Source organism: Rhizobium acidisoli, assembly GCF_002531755.2.
GTDB classification, from domain to species: Bacteria; Pseudomonadota; Alphaproteobacteria; order Rhizobiales; family Rhizobiaceae; genus Rhizobium; species Rhizobium acidisoli.
In genome coordinates, this window is sequence record NZ_CP035002.1 from 563,269 (window position 1) to 578,532 (window position 15,264).

9 protein-coding genes and 2 pseudogenes are annotated in these 15,264 nt (G+C 62.0%); 5 read left to right on the top strand and 6 right to left on the bottom strand.

All coding sequences use genetic code 11. From position 1 onward, the window contains the following. Nucleotides 1-12 precede the first annotated feature (12 nt). The 4 genes and pseudogenes from CO657_RS35065 to CO657_RS35080 all read right to left on the bottom strand — a co-directional run. On the bottom strand, nt 13-1,251 hold the full coding sequence (locus CO657_RS35065; RefSeq protein WP_054185179.1) for a glycosyltransferase family 2 protein: 1,239 nt from the start codon (nt 1,249-1,251) through the stop codon (nt 13-15). Between the two features lie 17 nt (nt 1,252-1,268). Then, nucleotides 1,269-1,895 (bottom strand): SIS domain-containing protein, encoded by a 627-nt coding sequence (locus CO657_RS35070; RefSeq protein ID WP_054185180.1) that lies wholly within the window; start codon nt 1,893-1,895, stop codon nt 1,269-1,271. Nucleotides 1,896-2,207: 312 nt separating this feature from the next. After that, a pseudogene (locus CO657_RS35075) lies at nt 2,208-2,810 on the bottom strand (ABC transporter ATP-binding protein); the annotation flags it as partial. Beyond that, nucleotides 2,798-4,495 (bottom strand): annotated as a pseudogene (locus CO657_RS35080) (family 78 glycoside hydrolase catalytic domain); the annotation flags it as partial. The pseudogenes CO657_RS35080 and CO657_RS35075, both read right to left, overlap by 13 nt. A gap of 144 nt (nt 4,496-4,639) precedes the next feature. Here CO657_RS35080 and CO657_RS35085 point away from each other — a divergent pair. Both CO657_RS35085 and CO657_RS35090 read left to right on the top strand, forming a co-directional pair. Then, entirely contained in the window at nt 4,640-5,698 is a 1,059-nt protein-coding gene (locus CO657_RS35085; RefSeq protein ID WP_054185201.1) for a LacI family DNA-binding transcriptional regulator, read from the top strand. Between the two features lie 107 nt (nt 5,699-5,805). Further along, nucleotides 5,806-6,948, top strand: coding sequence for a M24 family metallopeptidase (locus tag CO657_RS35090; RefSeq protein WP_054185181.1), 1,143 nt, complete (start codon nt 5,806-5,808; stop codon nt 6,946-6,948). Nucleotides 6,949-7,143: 195 nt separating this feature from the next. Here the strand turns inward: CO657_RS35090 and CO657_RS35095 are convergent, their stop codons facing one another. Both CO657_RS35095 and CO657_RS35100 read right to left on the bottom strand, forming a co-directional pair. Then, on the bottom strand, nt 7,144-10,296 hold the full coding sequence (locus tag CO657_RS35095; protein ID WP_054185182.1) for an efflux RND transporter permease subunit: 3,153 nt from the start codon (nt 10,294-10,296) through the stop codon (nt 7,144-7,146). After that, nucleotides 10,296-11,369, bottom strand: coding sequence for an efflux RND transporter periplasmic adaptor subunit (locus tag CO657_RS35100; protein WP_054185183.1), 1,074 nt, complete (start codon nt 11,367-11,369; stop codon nt 10,296-10,298). Before CO657_RS35100 ends, CO657_RS35095 begins: the two co-directional genes overlap by 1 nt. A 347-nt stretch (nt 11,370-11,716) precedes the next feature. Between CO657_RS35100 and CO657_RS35105 the strand changes: the two genes are divergently transcribed. The 3 genes from CO657_RS35105 (at nt 11,717) to CO657_RS35115 (ending at nt 15,262) form a co-directional block, all read left to right on the top strand. After that, complete coding sequence (locus tag CO657_RS35105) at nt 11,717-12,403, top strand: response regulator (RefSeq protein WP_054185184.1); 687 nt, start codon at nt 11,717-11,719, stop codon at nt 12,401-12,403. Nucleotides 12,404-12,405: 2 nt separating this feature from the next. Next, a complete protein-coding gene (locus CO657_RS35110) occupies nt 12,406-13,695 on the top strand; it encodes a HAMP domain-containing sensor histidine kinase (RefSeq protein WP_054185185.1) in 1,290 nt (429 codons plus the stop codon). A 115-nt stretch (nt 13,696-13,810) separates the two neighbouring features. Further along, nucleotides 13,811-15,262 carry an efflux transporter outer membrane subunit gene (locus CO657_RS35115; protein ID WP_054185186.1) on the top strand — a complete coding sequence of 484 codons (1,452 nt, stop codon included), beginning with the start codon at nt 13,811-13,813 and terminating at the stop codon, nt 15,260-15,262. The last annotated feature ends 2 nt before the right edge of the window (nt 15,263-15,264 follow it).

Genomic DNA, 15,264 nt, shown 5'->3' on the forward strand with positions numbered 1-15,264 from the left:
CTTTCGTGGCTCCTATCCCGCGAGAGGAGGCGCAGGCTTTTTGACGGGCAGCATAACCCCAAGGGCTCGTATCATCAGACCTGATATAAAGATCTGAAACGCCGAGATGATGAGCCAGAGCCCGAAGACGGCCCAGTTGGTCTCGATGCCGATCTCAGGCAGCAGGTATCCGTTCCCGACATAGGAATCGAAGAGCGGAACCGCCAGAAACACGCCTGCCAGAACGGCGACAACCGATCCCCAGATCGTTGTATTGTAAGGCAGGAGTCGCTCGAATCGGGTCTGCACATGTCCTGAATAGTCGAAAATCACCCGACCGATTGCCGCCGAAACCAACATTGATTGACCAAGGACGGCCAGGGCCATGGCAAACAGCATGGCATTGGACGAAAACCGCACACCGCCAATAGACATCGGTCCGGCTAGCAGCGGCAGCATGATTATCAGGCCGAGGGCCAGAAGCAGGAATCCCGGCCAGATCAGAAAGAAATCAAACCCGTAGACGAACATTGCCTGAAGATTGCGCCAGCCTGCGCGCCACGGCTCCATCCAGCCCCGACGTTTCATGTGGCTAAGCCGGCCTTCCGGATCCTTCAGGAAGTGGATCGGCACTTCCGTTGTGGGAAGCTCCATATGCACTGATTTCAGCACCATTTCCGACGCATATTCCCAACCTTGCGACCGAAGATCCATGCGAAGCAGGGCATCGACGCTGATACCCCGCATGCCGCAATGGATGTCGGAAAAGCGGCTGCTGAACATCCGATTGAGGATCCACGTGGTCAGCGGCGTTCCGAAATAGCGATGCAGCGGCGGCATCGCTTTGTCTTCGATCGAGCCCTTGAACCGTGAGCCCATCACGAAGTCGGCACCCTTCCGAAACGCCTCGATGAACGGTGCAATCTGGCGAAAGTCATAGGTGCAATCCGCATCACCCATGATGATGAACTTGCCGCGCACGTATGGAATGGCATCGATGTAAGCTCTGCCCAAACCGCGCTTCGGTGTCCGCAACACGCGGGCTCCTCTGTCGCGGGCGATTTCCGGGGTTCGATCGGTCGAGCTGTCGACGATGAGGATCTCCACAGCCGCACCGCTCGCCGCAATACCCTCGCGGCACCAGTCGACGAAGGTTCCGATCGTCAGTTCCTCGTTGAGAGAGGGAACGAGGATCGTCACTTCAGGGTTGGCGACGTCATCGTCGGGCGTCAGAAGCGTCAATTCCGGATCGTGGATGCGGGGAAAATTCATGCGCGTGAAACGGCTCTTCAGGAAAGGGTAGGCGGAACGAGTCCGCAGGAAAAATCCAATACGGCATGGCATATCGCCAGATGGGCGATCTCCACATAACCATATTGATCGGAAGCCACGTAAAAGTTCAGGTCACCCAGATCGCGCAGCGGATTGCCCGGCGCGAAGCCGCTCAAGGTCATCACGGCGCAGCCCTTGTCACGCGCGGTCCGGACGGCCTTGGTAATGCTTTCCGATCTCCCGGAGCTGCTGATTGCCACCAGTAGATCACCTTCATTGGCATGCATATCGATCTGCTTGGCGAAGACGTTCTCATAGCCGAGGTCGTTCGACAGACAGGTCAGCGTCGCGCCGTCATTCATCGCCATCGCGCGCAGCCCGCCGTTTTTCGAGTAGTCCGTCGCCATGTGGCTGGCAATTGCCGCGCTGCCGCCGTTGCCGATGAACATGATCTTTCGGCCGGCATCGTGCGTGGCACGGGCCAATTGCATGGATTCCGTCACCGCTGCCGCATAATCTAACGGCTTTCCGGCTGGCCGCGTGGCGGTCGTGTTCACCAGAGCATGGCGGAGAAAAGTGAAGTAGCGATCGAGATCGCCGGCTGTGACACCGAGCCCCGAAGACCTGTTCTCGTGATGTGACATGCTTGTTCAGTTCCTGCGCCTTGGAAATTGGGGCGTCCTTAAAGACTAAATGGGACAAAGGCAAGTTGCCGCCCCTCTTTTCGGGGTTGCGGCCGAGTGTTGCCGACTTTGCGACCACAAGCCCTTTCAGCGCCGGCGCTGGCATGCCGGTTCGGCCGAAAGCGAACTCGGCGACACTCTCGCTCAAACAACCGTGAGGCGGCATTCGGCCTCAGGAGTTCGGAGATGACATTCGTATCGAAACGATGACGCAACGAAATCCGGACGCCCCCGGACCTTTCCGAGGTTGCGGCGACGGGTTCCGACAAACTTTCAAAACCGATGCTCCGCTCCCTCGACCGGATTTGCCCAGACCGTCATGCCAGGTGCAAACGGCGTCTCGCCTTCGGCACGCACGACCATTTCTCCTAAATCGGCAACGTCGAGGTAGAGGATCGCGTCGGCGCCGAGCCGTTCCACGTGGCGGATCTTGCCCTGCCATTGTCCGGCGTCTTCCGAGAGTTTGATATGTTCCGGCCGCACCCCGTAGCTCGTGCAGTTGAATCGCCGTGCCGTCTCGCCGCCATAGAGGTTCATCTTCGGGCTGCCGATGAAGCCGGCGACGAAGGGTGTGGCGGGATTGCGGTAGAGTTCCATCGGGCTGCCGATCTGCTCGACTGCCCCGCCGTTCAGAACGACGATCTTGTCGGCCATCGTCATGGCTTCGACCTGGTCATGGGTGACATAGATCATCGTCGATTTCAGCCGGGCGTGGAGATCGGCGATCTCAAGGCGCATCTGGGCTCTGAGCGAAGCGTCGAGATTGGAGAGCGGCTCGTCGAACAGGAAGACTTTGGGATCGCGCACGATCGCGCGGCCGATGGCGACGCGCTGCCTTTGGCCGCCGGAGAGCGCTTTCGGCTTTCTCTGCAGAAGGCCAGCGCATAGGACGTCTGGTCGTTATGCGCGAGCCGTCCGGCCGGCGTGATGAACTCGTTGGTAAATGTCCGCCGGATTTCGTCGGCGCGCTGCTTCATCTGTTCTTCAAGCGCATGCTCGCCGAGAACGGCGGCGATCTTTGCCAGAAGGTCTGTTGAGATGAAGTGATAAAGCGTGGCCGCGCAGTCGTCGGCAATCGTCGGGCGCGGCTTTCTGTTGTCGCCGACAGGCTGCAGCCAGTCGCCGAAGGTGAAGCCGCGGGCGCCCCAATGCGACGGCGGATGCACGATCGGACCGTCCGAAATGGACCAGACGAAATCCACCCAGCGCACCATGGAATCCAGGCATTCCGCCAACACAGCCCGATCGCCGTAGTGAGTGTAGAGCACCCAGGGGATAACGACGATCGCATCGCCCCAGCCGGTCGAGCCGGCATAACCCGGGAAGTCGGCCGGATGCAGGCGTGTCGGATCCGGTGAAAAATGCGAGACGGCGCCGTCTTCGCGCTGGTCGGCCATCACATCGCGCAGATATTTCCTGAGGAACGACTGGCTGTCGCTCAGCCAGCAGGCGGTTGCGGCAAACACCTGTGCGTCGCCAGTCCAGCCCAGGCGTTCATCGCGCTGCGGGCAATCTGTCGGCACTTCGACGAAATTGGCGCGCTGCGACCAGATGGTATTCTGGACGAGGCGATTGACGAGCGGATTGCGGCAAGTGAAGCCGCCGGCAGGCTCGGGCACCGACGAGATCGGGATCGATGCGATTTCAACAATCTTGGCATTTCCCGTGATCGTCACCCTGGCATAACGGAAGCCATGGAAGGTGAAATGCGGCGCATAGGTCTCGTCGTCGCCGTCGCCGCGCAACGTGTAGAGCGTGTGCGCCGCGGCTGTGCGATAGTTGCGATTGTCGAAATGCCGGTCGGGGCCGAGCACTTCCGAATGCTCCACCCGCACTTCGGTGCCGCCGACGCCGCGGACTGTATATCTGACGTAACCGCCGACGTTCTGGCCGAAGTCATAGATCGTTCTGCCGTTGTCGTCGGTCCAGCTTTCGACGGCGGCGAGCGGCTGTAATTCCCGCACCGCTGCCGTCTCATGTGCGACGAGCAGCGCCGTGTCGAACGGCAATCTCTCGGTGTCGTGGGTTTCCGTAGGGTTTTCCAGCAGCGCGTCATAGATCTCACCGAAATAGATCCCCGATTTCAGGATCGGCAGCCTGCCGCTCCGCCAGCTCGTGTCGGTGGAAAGAAGCACGCCGCCCGGGCCCACCAGATCCGCAATGGCGCCGATCCTGTCGCCCCAGCAGTTCGGGATCGGCTTGGCGCCCCACATCAGGGGCGAGCGGTACCATCCGTCGGCAAGCCAGATCTCGATGCGATTGAGGCCCGGCTTGATGACGCTGGAAACATCGTAGCGCTGATAGGCGATGCGATCGTCGTAATTCGTCCAGCCCGGCGTCAACAGGTCGTCGCCGACGCGCGCGCCATTGATGAAGCAGCGGTAAAGGCCGAGGGCGGAGATGAACAGTTCGACCGGAAGCCCGGCGCCATCATGTTCGAAGCTTTTGGAGACGAAGCTTGCGGCGGTTCCCTGGCCGCCGTCCGACAGGGGAGCGATCATCACTCCCGACCAGGCGCGCGAAACGAGATTGCCGCTGATGGCTGCCGGCTGAAAGTTCATCAAATCCTCCCGATGAAATGTAGAACGTTCTCCATATAACGTTCTACATTTTCTTCGGAAGCGCAATAGAAATTTCATCGCCAGTCTGCCATGGTGGTTCCGCGGGCGATTGTTGACGGCTCGCGGCCGCAAGCCAGAGAGTCCATGTCAGTCGAAGACAAACAAAAGCCGCAACGAAACGATCGCGTGACGATCCGGACAGTGGCAACCCATGCAGGCGTCTCGGTCGCAGCGGTTTCCAAGGTGATGCGAAACGCCTACGGCGTCAGCGAAGCGCTGCGCGCCAGGGTGACCGACGCCATCGAGGCCCTCGGCTATAGGCCCTCGCGGGCAGCGCGGGGCCTGCGCGGCCGCAGTTTCACCATCGGCGTGCTGCTGATCGACATCCGCAATCCTTTCCTCCCGGAGGTGATCGCCGGCGTCAACGCGGTGCTGGCGCCTTCGCATTATCAGGCGATGATCGGCGTCAGCGATGCGCGCGTGCAACTGGAGACGTCGCTGATCGAATCGATGATCGACTACAAGATGGACGGCCTGATCCTCGTTGCCCCGCGCTTGCCCTCGGAGATCATCGCAAGGTTCGCGGTGGAGATCCCGATCGTCGCGGTCGGTTATCACGATGCCGGCGCCACGGCCTTCGACACCGTCAATGCCGACGATCAGCGCGGAGCGGAGATCGCGGTGGAAGCGCTGCTCGCCTGCGGCTATCGCGACATCGAAATGCTCAGTCTCGGCGAGCGCGAGGGGCATGCGGTGTCGGTCGTCCGCCAGCGTGAGATCGGCTACCGCCGGGCGATGCAGCGCGGCGGGCTCGGCGCCTCCGCACCGATCGGCAAAATTCCGATCGCCTCGCCGAAGCGGGAGGCCGCGATGCGAAAGTTCCTGTCGCGGAAGGACAGGCCGCGTGCCGTGTTCTGCTGGAGCGATCTCGACGCGATCACGCTGCTGAGCCTGGCAATGGAGACGGGCGTGCGCGTGCCCGAGGACCTCGCGGTCATCGGATATGACAATTCGTCGACCGCAGCCCTCGGACTCGTCAATCTCGCAAGCATCGATCAGTCGGGCAGGGAACTCGGTCAGGTCGCAACCCGGACCCTCATTTCCAGAATAGAAGGCCGCACCGCCCCCGAGCATATTCTCCAGATACCGTCTCTGGTCAGCCGCGGCAGCCTTGAGCGCTCCGAAGGCACAAAACAGGGCTGACGTTAAGACCGGCTCCGTCGGTCCGCTAAAAATATGATGCCGAAAAGTGTGACCGGTTTTCGGACGACATCATGTCTAACTTTTTAATTTAAAACAGGAAAACGAACATGTCGTGGCAGCACCCCGTACCCCGCATCACCGAGGACGAACGGCAGATCCGCCTCGCCGGTCTTCGGGAAGCGATCGACGCCGAAGGGCTGGCCGGCGTGCTTCTCGGCCCGACCGAAAGCCTGCGCTATTTCACCGGCCTCGTCTGGCATCCGAGCGAAAGGTTCCTCGGCGCACTGGTCACGCCGACGGCCGTTTTCTACATCGTTCCCGGTTTCGAGCGCAGCCGTGTCGAAACGCTGCCGCATCTGCCGGGAGAAATCCTGGTCTGGGAAGAGGAGGAAAGCAGCGCCGCGCTCATCTCCCGTCTTATCGTGCAGGGCGGTAGGCTCGCCCTCGACGATGGCCTGCCGTTGTTCTTCTATCATGCGTTGGCAGCGGCGATGGGCGCCGACAGGCTTGCCGATGGCGGCCGGGTGATCCGCGGCCTGCGCCGCATCAAATCACCCGTGGAGATCGCGCTCATTCAATATGCGATGAACCTGACGCTCGAGGTCCACCGGCAGGTGCATGCGCTGCTGAAGCCGGGCATCAGCTCATCCGAGGTGGTCGATTTCATCGATCGCCGGCATCGCCAGGCCGACGCCGATGCCGGCTCGACTTTCTGCATCGTCTCCTTCGGCGCGGCGACCTCGCTTCCGCACGGCGCCGACGGCGATCAAATCCTTGGCGACGACGACGTCATTCTCGTCGATACCGGTTGCCGGATCGACGGTTATCATTCCGATATCACCAGAACCTATATGCTGAACGGTGGCAACAGCGCCTTCGAGCGCGCCTGGTGGATCGAACGCGAGGCGCAACAGGCTGTCTTTGATGCCGCCCGCATCGGCGCCGCCTGCTCCAGCCTCGACGATGCCGCCCGCAAGGTGCTTGCCAAACATTCTCTTGGCCCCGACTACCGACTGCCGGGATTGCCGCATCGCGCCGGTCACGGCCTCGGGCTCGAGATCCACGAGGAGCCGTACGTCGTTCGCGGCAATCACACGCCGCTTGCCGCCGGCATGTGTTTTTCCAACGAGCCGATGATCGTCTTTCCCGAAAAATTCGGGATCCGCCTGGAAGACCATATCTATATGACCGCCGAAGGACCGCGCTGGTTCACCAGGCCGGCGGCCGGGCCGACCGAGCCATTCTCCTGAGCGGACGGGATGAGAGACGCCCGCTCAGGTAGCTGCACCTTAACCGCGGATAGCAGGACGCGCAGGCGGCTTGTGGCCGCCTGCGGGGGAACACGTCCCGCGGTCTTGTTCCCGGGGGAGGGGAACGAGACCGAAGAGGGTGCCGTCGCCGGCCTTGCGCGGTGGGGCAGCGTCTGCCCCATCACCTGTGGGGCATCATCTCTGAGCTTGTCCCCGTTTCGAAATCTCAGGCTGGAAGGCGACCGCGGCGTGATCGTTGGACGCATGCGGTTTATCCCCGGCGATGTCCTCGGCCAGTCCGATCCGACGCAGGGCGCGTTTGAGGATCTGTTCGAGATCGTCGACGAAAGTGAAGATGACGGGGATGACGATGAGGCTGAGTAGCGTCGACATCACCACGCCGCCGATCACCACGATCGCCATCGGCTGGCGGAAGCTGGAATCGCCGCCCATCAGGCTGAGTGCCGCCGGCAGCATGCCCGAGGCCATGGCGATCGTGGTCATGACGATCGGCCGTGCGCGCTTGTGGCAGGCATCCACCAAGGCGTCGAATCTCGACATGCCACGCTGACGCGACATGATCGCATATTCGATGAGCAGGATGGAGTTCTTCGTCACCACGCCCATCAGCATGAGCAGGCCGATGACAACAGGCATGGAGAAGCTCGTTCCGGTCACCACCAGCGGCACCAACGCGCCGCCGAGCGAGAGCGGCAGCGCCATCAGAAGCGTCAGCGGCTGGAGGAAATCGTGGAAGAGCAGCACCATGACCGCATAGATGCAGAACACGCCGATCGCCATCGCCAGCCCGAAACTCTGGAACAGCTCCGAACTGCGCTGAAGTTCGCCCTGGTTGACCAGGGTGACGCCCGAGGGCAGATGACGAAGTGCCGGCAGCGCCTGCGCTTCGCGGTTGACGTCGCCGAGGATGCGGCCGTTGAGCTCGACGGAAAGGGTGACATTGCGCATCCGGTCGATCCGGTCGATCTCCGACGGGCTGCCCCCGATCCTCACATCGGCGATCGATCCGAGATCGACGTTGCCGTTGGTTCCCGCCACCCGCATGTTCTTGATGTCGTCCAGATTGGTGCGCGCCTCGGGCGAGAAGCGGACGACGATCGGAATCTGCCGCTGAGGCAGGTTGAGCTTCGGGAGGTCGGCGGAATATTCGCCGTTGGTCGCCACGCGCACGGCCTCGGCGATGGCGCTCGACGTGACCCCGAGTGCGGCGCTGCGCGCAAAGTCGGGCGTGATCTGGATCTCGGGCGCTTGCCTCGCTGCAGTCGATGTCACCGCTCCGATGCCCTGCAGTGAGCGGAGCTGCTCCTCGAGCGCCGTACTGGCGCTGTCGAGGACATTTGCATCGTCGCCAGCCAGCGTGATCTCGAGCTTCGTGCCATTGCCGCCGCCGCCGACCTCTACACGCACGCCGGGGAGGACGGAAAGCGCCTGCCGGATGTCGTTTTCGATTTCCGACTGCTTGCGATTGCGCTCGTCGATGGGCGGCAGCACGGCGACGATCGTCGCCGATCCGACATCGCTCGTGGTGCCGGCGTCGGGACCGCCGCCCGAGGACACCGAACCGACGGCGGAAAAGACATGGGTCACGTCGGGAAGCTTGCCGATGATATCTGCGGCCTTCCTGCTGGTGGCGTCGGTCTGCTCGATGGTGGCGCCCGGCTGCATGGTCAGCGTGATCTGGGTCCGCGCGTCGTCGGACGCGGGCAGGAAGCCCGATTTCAACAGGGGAATAGTCGAAAGCGAGAGCGCGACGACGACGGCGGTGACGGCCACGGTCGTCTTCCTGCGGTGCATGGCGGCCTTCACGATTGATATATAGGCACGCATGATCCGGCCGTCCTTTTCCTCGGTCGGATGGGCCTTCATGAAATAGGCGGCCATCATCGGCGTCAGCAGGCGCGCGACCACGAGCGAGGCAAGCACGGCGACGGCAGCGGTGATGCCGAACTGGCGGAAAATAAGGCCCGGTATGCCGCTCATGAACGCCGTCGGCAGGAAGACCGAGACCAGCGTGAAGGTTGTTGCGATGACGGCAAGTCCGATCTCGTTGGCCGCTTCGAGGGCGGCATCGATCGGCCCCTTGCCCATCTGCAGGTGCCGGGCGATGTTCTCGATCTCGACGATGGCATCGTCGACGAGAATGCCGACCACGAGCGACAGCGCAAGCAGCGTGACGATATTCAGGCTGAAGTCGGCGAGATACATGACTAGGAAGGTCGGTATGACGGACAAGGGCAGCGCCACGGCCGAGAGGATCGTTGCCCGCCAGTCCCGGAGGAAAAGCCAGACGACGATGATCGCCAGGATCGCGCCTTCGTAGAGCATGTGCATCGAACCATCATAGTTGCCGATGATCGGGCCGATCGTGCTGTAAGCCTCGTCGATCTCAACGTTGGAATGCTTGCCGGCGAACTCCCTGATCGCCTTGTCCACATCGGCGGCAACACCGCTGTCGGAAAATCCGTTCGAGCGCTTGATCTCGACCGCGATCACCGGCTTGCCGTCGAGATAGGCCATCGAGGAGCGCTCGGCGAAGCTGTCGCTGATGGATGCGACGTCGTCGAGGCGAACCTGCTGGCCGTTGGCGAGTGGGATTTTCAGCCCCTTCAGCGCCTCGACCGATGGCAGCGCGCCGAGCGTGCGCAAGGTCTGGCGGGTGCCGCCGATTTCGCCGAGGCCGCCCGACGTATCCGTTTGCACGGCCTTTAGCTGCGACGATACGGTGGCGGCGGTGACGCCGAGCGAGGCCATCGTCGCGGGATCGAGATCCACGTGCACCTCGCGGTCGATGCCGCCGATGCGGTTGACTTGCCCGACACCGGGCACCGAAAGCAGCGCCTTGGTCAGATCATTGTCGACGAACCAGGAAAGCTCGGTCTCATTGAGAGCGGTCGAGCCGACGGCATAGGTGACCAGCGCGGAGCTCTGTACGGTGACCTTGGTGACGCTTGGTGATTCCATCTGCGCCGGCAGGTCGCCCTTGACACTGTCGACGGCATTGCGGACTTCGTTCAGGGCCGTTTCGCTGTCTTTTTCCAGCTTGAAGGAGACCTTGACCGAAACGGTGCCGTCCGTGATCGTCGTGGTGATGTGATCGAGATAGCTGAGCGCGGCAAGACTGTCCTCGATGGTGCGGGCAACCTCGGTTTCGAGCTGCGTCGGCGCCGCGCCGTCGAGCGTCGCGGTGACGTTGATCGTGGGAAGATCCATGTCGGGGAAATTCTGGATCGGCAGCTGCTTGAAGGCCAAGAGCCCGCCGGCTGTCAGCATCACAAACAGCAATATCGCCGGTACGGGGTTGCGGATCGACCAGGCTGAGAAGTTCATCAGTTCGTCTCCGCAATCTTCACGAGGTCGTTGTCGGACAGGAACGCGCCACCCGAGTTCACCACTTTCGCCGATCGATCGATCCCCGAGACGATTTCAACCTCGCCATTGTTGCGGCGACCGGTTTCCACCCTGACCTTTTTGACCCGCTGATCCTCACCTGAAGTGAAGAGGTAACTGATGCCGTCCCGGAACACGATCGCGGTCTCGGGAACGGTCAGCGCCGGCGACGTCTGCAATTCGATATTGCCGGTGACATAGAGACCGGTGCGCGGCCGGACGCCGGTGGGAAGCGCCACATAGACGATTGCCCGGCTGGTATCGGTGCTGACCGAAGGCCCGACAAGTCTCACCTTGCCGTCGATGACCTGGCCGTCCGGTCCGTTGATCCTGACGCTCAAGCCTTCGGAAATGCGCGGGAGGTAACGTGCCGACACTTCGGCCTGCCATTCGACACGCTGCTGGCGAACCATGCGAAACAGCTCGGTGCCGGCGGAGACGACGGCGCCGAGATTGGCTGAACGCGACGTGATCACGCCGTCGTCGACGGCCGTGATCGTCGTCTGCGCAAGCTTGATCTTTTCGCTGTCGAGCGCGGCTTCTTCGGATGCAAGACTTGCCGTTGCCGTCTGCTCATCGGCCAGATATTCGACGATCTTCTCGTCGGAAAGCGCGCCGGAAGGTTGCAGCTGCCGCGCCCGGTCGGCATTGGCCTTGGCCTTCGACAGACTTGCCTTGGCGTTCTCGACGGCGGCCTCCTGCTTGCGAAGATCGGCGAGCACGCTCTCCTTCGAAAGCTGGACGAGCGTCTGTCCCTTCGTGACCACGGAGCCGACGTCGACCAGGACATCGGTTATGCGCAGGCCGCCGGTTTCGGAGGCGATGATGGCTTCCTGCCAAGGCTTCAGCCAGCCGCTTGCCGGAACGGTCTCCGGCCAGTCCCGCTGCGCCGGTGTTGTCAGGGAGACGGTAAGAGCGGGTGCTGCCGCCTGTTCGGCCGCGGCATTGCGCAGGGGGAAGAAAAGCGCGGCCGCAACGAGAGCGGCGGCGCCTAGCCTGAATGGTTTTCTCAACGATCACTCCTTGTGGTCAAAGGCATCGCTGCCTTTTCCCGATCCGCGATCAACTCGATGACGGATTGCGGCTCATGCACGGCAATCCGATCCCGGCTCGCGTCGATGTCATGGCAGGATAAGTAACGGGGCGAACGTTAAGTGCGGTCAAGTTAGTGTTAAGTTGGGTAAAACTTGGCCGCGCGAGCGTGCATGTGCTGTATGGCTGCCGGGATTCGAGCATGATGCCGAAAAGTATGGGCGGGTTTCTCAAGACATCATGCTCTAACTCTTATGTAGAACAGGATTCAGATTTGAGGCCGCCAACCCGACCTAAAATCATCCTGTTCTAATGACGGGCGAAGTGAATGAACAAGGTTCTCCTCATCGACGACGATGCCGAGCTGACGACGCTTCTGCAGGAATATCTGATCGAAGAAGGGTATGACGTCGTAACCGATACCGACGGTCGCGCTGCCATTGCCGCTGCCGCCGGCAATACGGTCGATATCATCGTGCTCGACATCATGATGCCCCGGATGAACGGGATCGAAGTTTTGCAGAGGATCCGGAAACTGAGCCAAGTCCCCGTTCTGATGCTGACCGCAAGAGGCGATGACGTGGACAGGATATCGGGTCTCAATCTCGGTGCCGACGATTATGTGCCGAAGCCATGTTCGCCGGGTGAATTGGCGGCGAGGCTACGCGCCATCCTGCGTCGCGCGGGGCAACCGGCAGCCGGCGCATCGACCGACACGATCAGGGCAGGGCAGCTGGTGATCCACTCCGGTAGCAGAAATGCCGAATGGCGCGGCGAGACCTTGGAACTGACCGGCACCGAATTCAGCCTGCTCGAGGTTCTCGCCCGCAGCGCCGGCCAACTGGTGTCGAAGCAGGATATTTCAAAGCGGGCCTTCGGCAAGCCGCTCACGCCGTTCGACCGGCGTATCGACGTTCATATCAGCAGCGTTCGCCAGAAGCTCGGACTGCGGGAGGACGGACAATCCTGGATCCAGTCAGTCCGCGGTCAGGGCTATCAACTTCTCGTGGACTGACCATGCCCCGGCTTTTCTGGAAATTCTTCAGGATCATCTGGCTGACGCTGGCGGCAAGCCTCGCTGTCATCATCCTGATCGTCAAACTGCTTCAGGCGGTTCCCTTCGCAGGCGAGCTCGAACAGGAGCGGCGGGTGCTGGTGCTGAACCTGACCGCAAATATTCTGGTTCAGGAGGGCGAAGACGCCGCTGCCCGTTTCGTCAGCACAAGCGAGAAGACGCAGCCGCTCGGCCTCAGCCTTTCGAAGCCTGCGGAAGCCGAAGCCTGCGCTGCGAAGAACACGGTGACCACCCGATCCGTGCTGAAGGATGGCGTCTGCTACCGGCTTTCCGTGTCGGCCCCGGCCAGTTCCATCTTCGACAATCTTGGTCCGTTCATGCCTTGGATCACCATCCTGATCGCCAGCACGATCGCAGCCGGCGCATTGGCGCGATACCTCATTCGCCCCGTCGTGCATCTGCGCGACGGCCTGAGCGCGCTTGCTCATGGCCGCTTCGATTTTCGCATTGGCGACAAAATGGCTGGCCGAAAGGATGAGGTGACGGCGCTTGCTTATGATTTCGATGCGAGCGCCGCCCGACTTCAGGAACTCCAGGATGCGCAGCAGAGGCTGTTCCACGACGTCTCCCATGAACTGCGTTCGCCTTTGTCACGCCTGCAGGCTGCTGTCGGCGTTCTCAGGCAAAGCCCGGCCAAACTCGGCGCCATGCTCGACCGTATGGACCGGGAGGTCGAACGGCTCGATACGCTGGTGGGCGAGGTTCTCACCCTCGCCAGGCTGACGGCAGGATCCGGCCGGCCGCTGAAGACGCAGACCCTCGACGTCATCGAGCTGCTGAATGAAATCCTCGGCGATGCGGCATTCGAAGCCCAGGCCCGCGAGGTTGCGATCACGACGAGTGTCGACGGTATCTTCCGGGCCGAGGTCGAAGGCGAACTGATCTACAGGGCGCTCGAAAACGTCGTCCGCAACGCCGTCAAATATACGGCCGAACATTCGCGCATATCAGTATCCTGCGACGTAGGGTCCGACCGCCTTACGATCCGCGTTGGGGATCAGGGGCCGGGCGTCGGCCGTGACGAACTCGAACGTATCTTCCAGCCGTTTTCCCGCGGCAAAGACGCCGTGCCGAGAGGCGGATACGGCCTGGGTCTTGCCATCACCCGGCAGGCGATCGAGCGTCATGGCGGGCGCGTGCATGCCTCGCTGCCGGAGGCCGGCGGCCTGGCGATCACGCTGGAGCTTCCGAGGCGGCCGATGCCCTACGGTTCGGCCGGCGATGAAGCCTGATTTGGACCGCTCGACGGGAGGTGCCGGATTTTACCTAACTTTACAGTTTCTTAACCGCCATTAACGCTGGTCTCGCTAAGCCTGAACCCACGATCCCGGTTCAGAAGGCTCGCCCGTGAGTACGTCGCTTCGCACAAGACCATCATCCCTCCGCTACGCCGCATCCGCACTGACGCTTCTGCTGACAGGCTGCGTCAGCGGCCCGGATCATGTACCCCCGCAAATGCCGCTTCCGGCCAAATTCGAAGAAGGGGGCAATAAGAGCAACGGCAATGTCGTGACGGCCGAGTGGTGGACGGCCTATCGCGACAAGCGGCTCGACGGCCTGGTGGCGCATGGCCTCAGCGAGCACCTCGACGTGCTGCAGGCGCTCGAAAGCATCAACGCGGCTTCAGCCAATGTCACGGTTGCCGGCGCCGGCGGCTTGCCGAGCCTGACTGTCGATGCATCGCACACATTATCCGCCGAGAAGGGCCGGCTGCGCACGACGGTCGGCACCACGAACACGACGGGCGGGGAGGCCAGCCTCTCCTGGCTGCTCGATTTCTTCGGCCAGTATCGTCGCTCCAGGGAGAGCGCAATTGCCTCGTTGGGGGCCGCCTATGCGACGGCCGACAATGCCAAGCTCACTTTTCTGAAAGATCTCGTCGAGAGCTATATCGACGCCCGCTATTACCAGGAGCGCATCGCCCTTTCGCAGGCGAGTGTGAAATCCCGCCAGCAGACTTACGAATTGACGCAGCTGCAATTGAAAGCCGGCGCGGCCTCCCGCCTCGATGTCGTTCAGGCCGAAGGCCTGGTGCAGTCGACGAAGGCGGATATTCCCGGGCTGGAAAAGAGCTTCACGGAATCGGCCCATCACATTGCCACGCTGCTCGGAATGCCGGCATCTTCGCTGATGGGGGAGCTTCAGAATAGTGCCGGTCAACCGGTCTTCCGCGGCGACATTCGCGCCGGCATTCCGGCCGATCTGATCCGCAATCGTCCGGATATTCGCAAGGCCGAACGCGACCTGGCGGCCGCCGTTGCCGATATCGGCGCAGCCGAAGCCCAGCTCTACCCGTCGATCACGCTCTCCGGCTCGATCTCGCCGAGCTGGGTCAAATCATCGGGCGCCAAAGGCGCAAGTCTGACCAGCTGGTCCTTCGGGCCCTCGCTCAACCTGCCGATGTTCGACGGCGGCACATTGCGCGCCAATGTCGATATCGAGAAATCCGACGCGAAAACCCAGTATCTCGCCTGGAAGGCGGCGGTGCTGAACGGCGTCGAAGAGGTCGAAAATGCGCTGACGGCGGTGCGCCGCGACACGCAGACGCTGGAGCCGCTGCGCCGGCAGGTGCAGACGTCGCAGGAATCGCTGGCGCTTTCGACCGCGAGCTACAAGGACGGCGCTTCGTCGCTGCTCGATGTCCTGGAGGCGCAGCGTTCGGTCTCCGATGCCGAGGCAAGCCTTGCCGCCACGGTGCAGCAGGTCGCCAAGGACTATGTCGACCTCTACGTCGCCATCGGCGCCGGTTACCTCGAGCCGCAGCAGGTCGCCTCCAAGCCGACCGAAAAGTCGGGCTGATC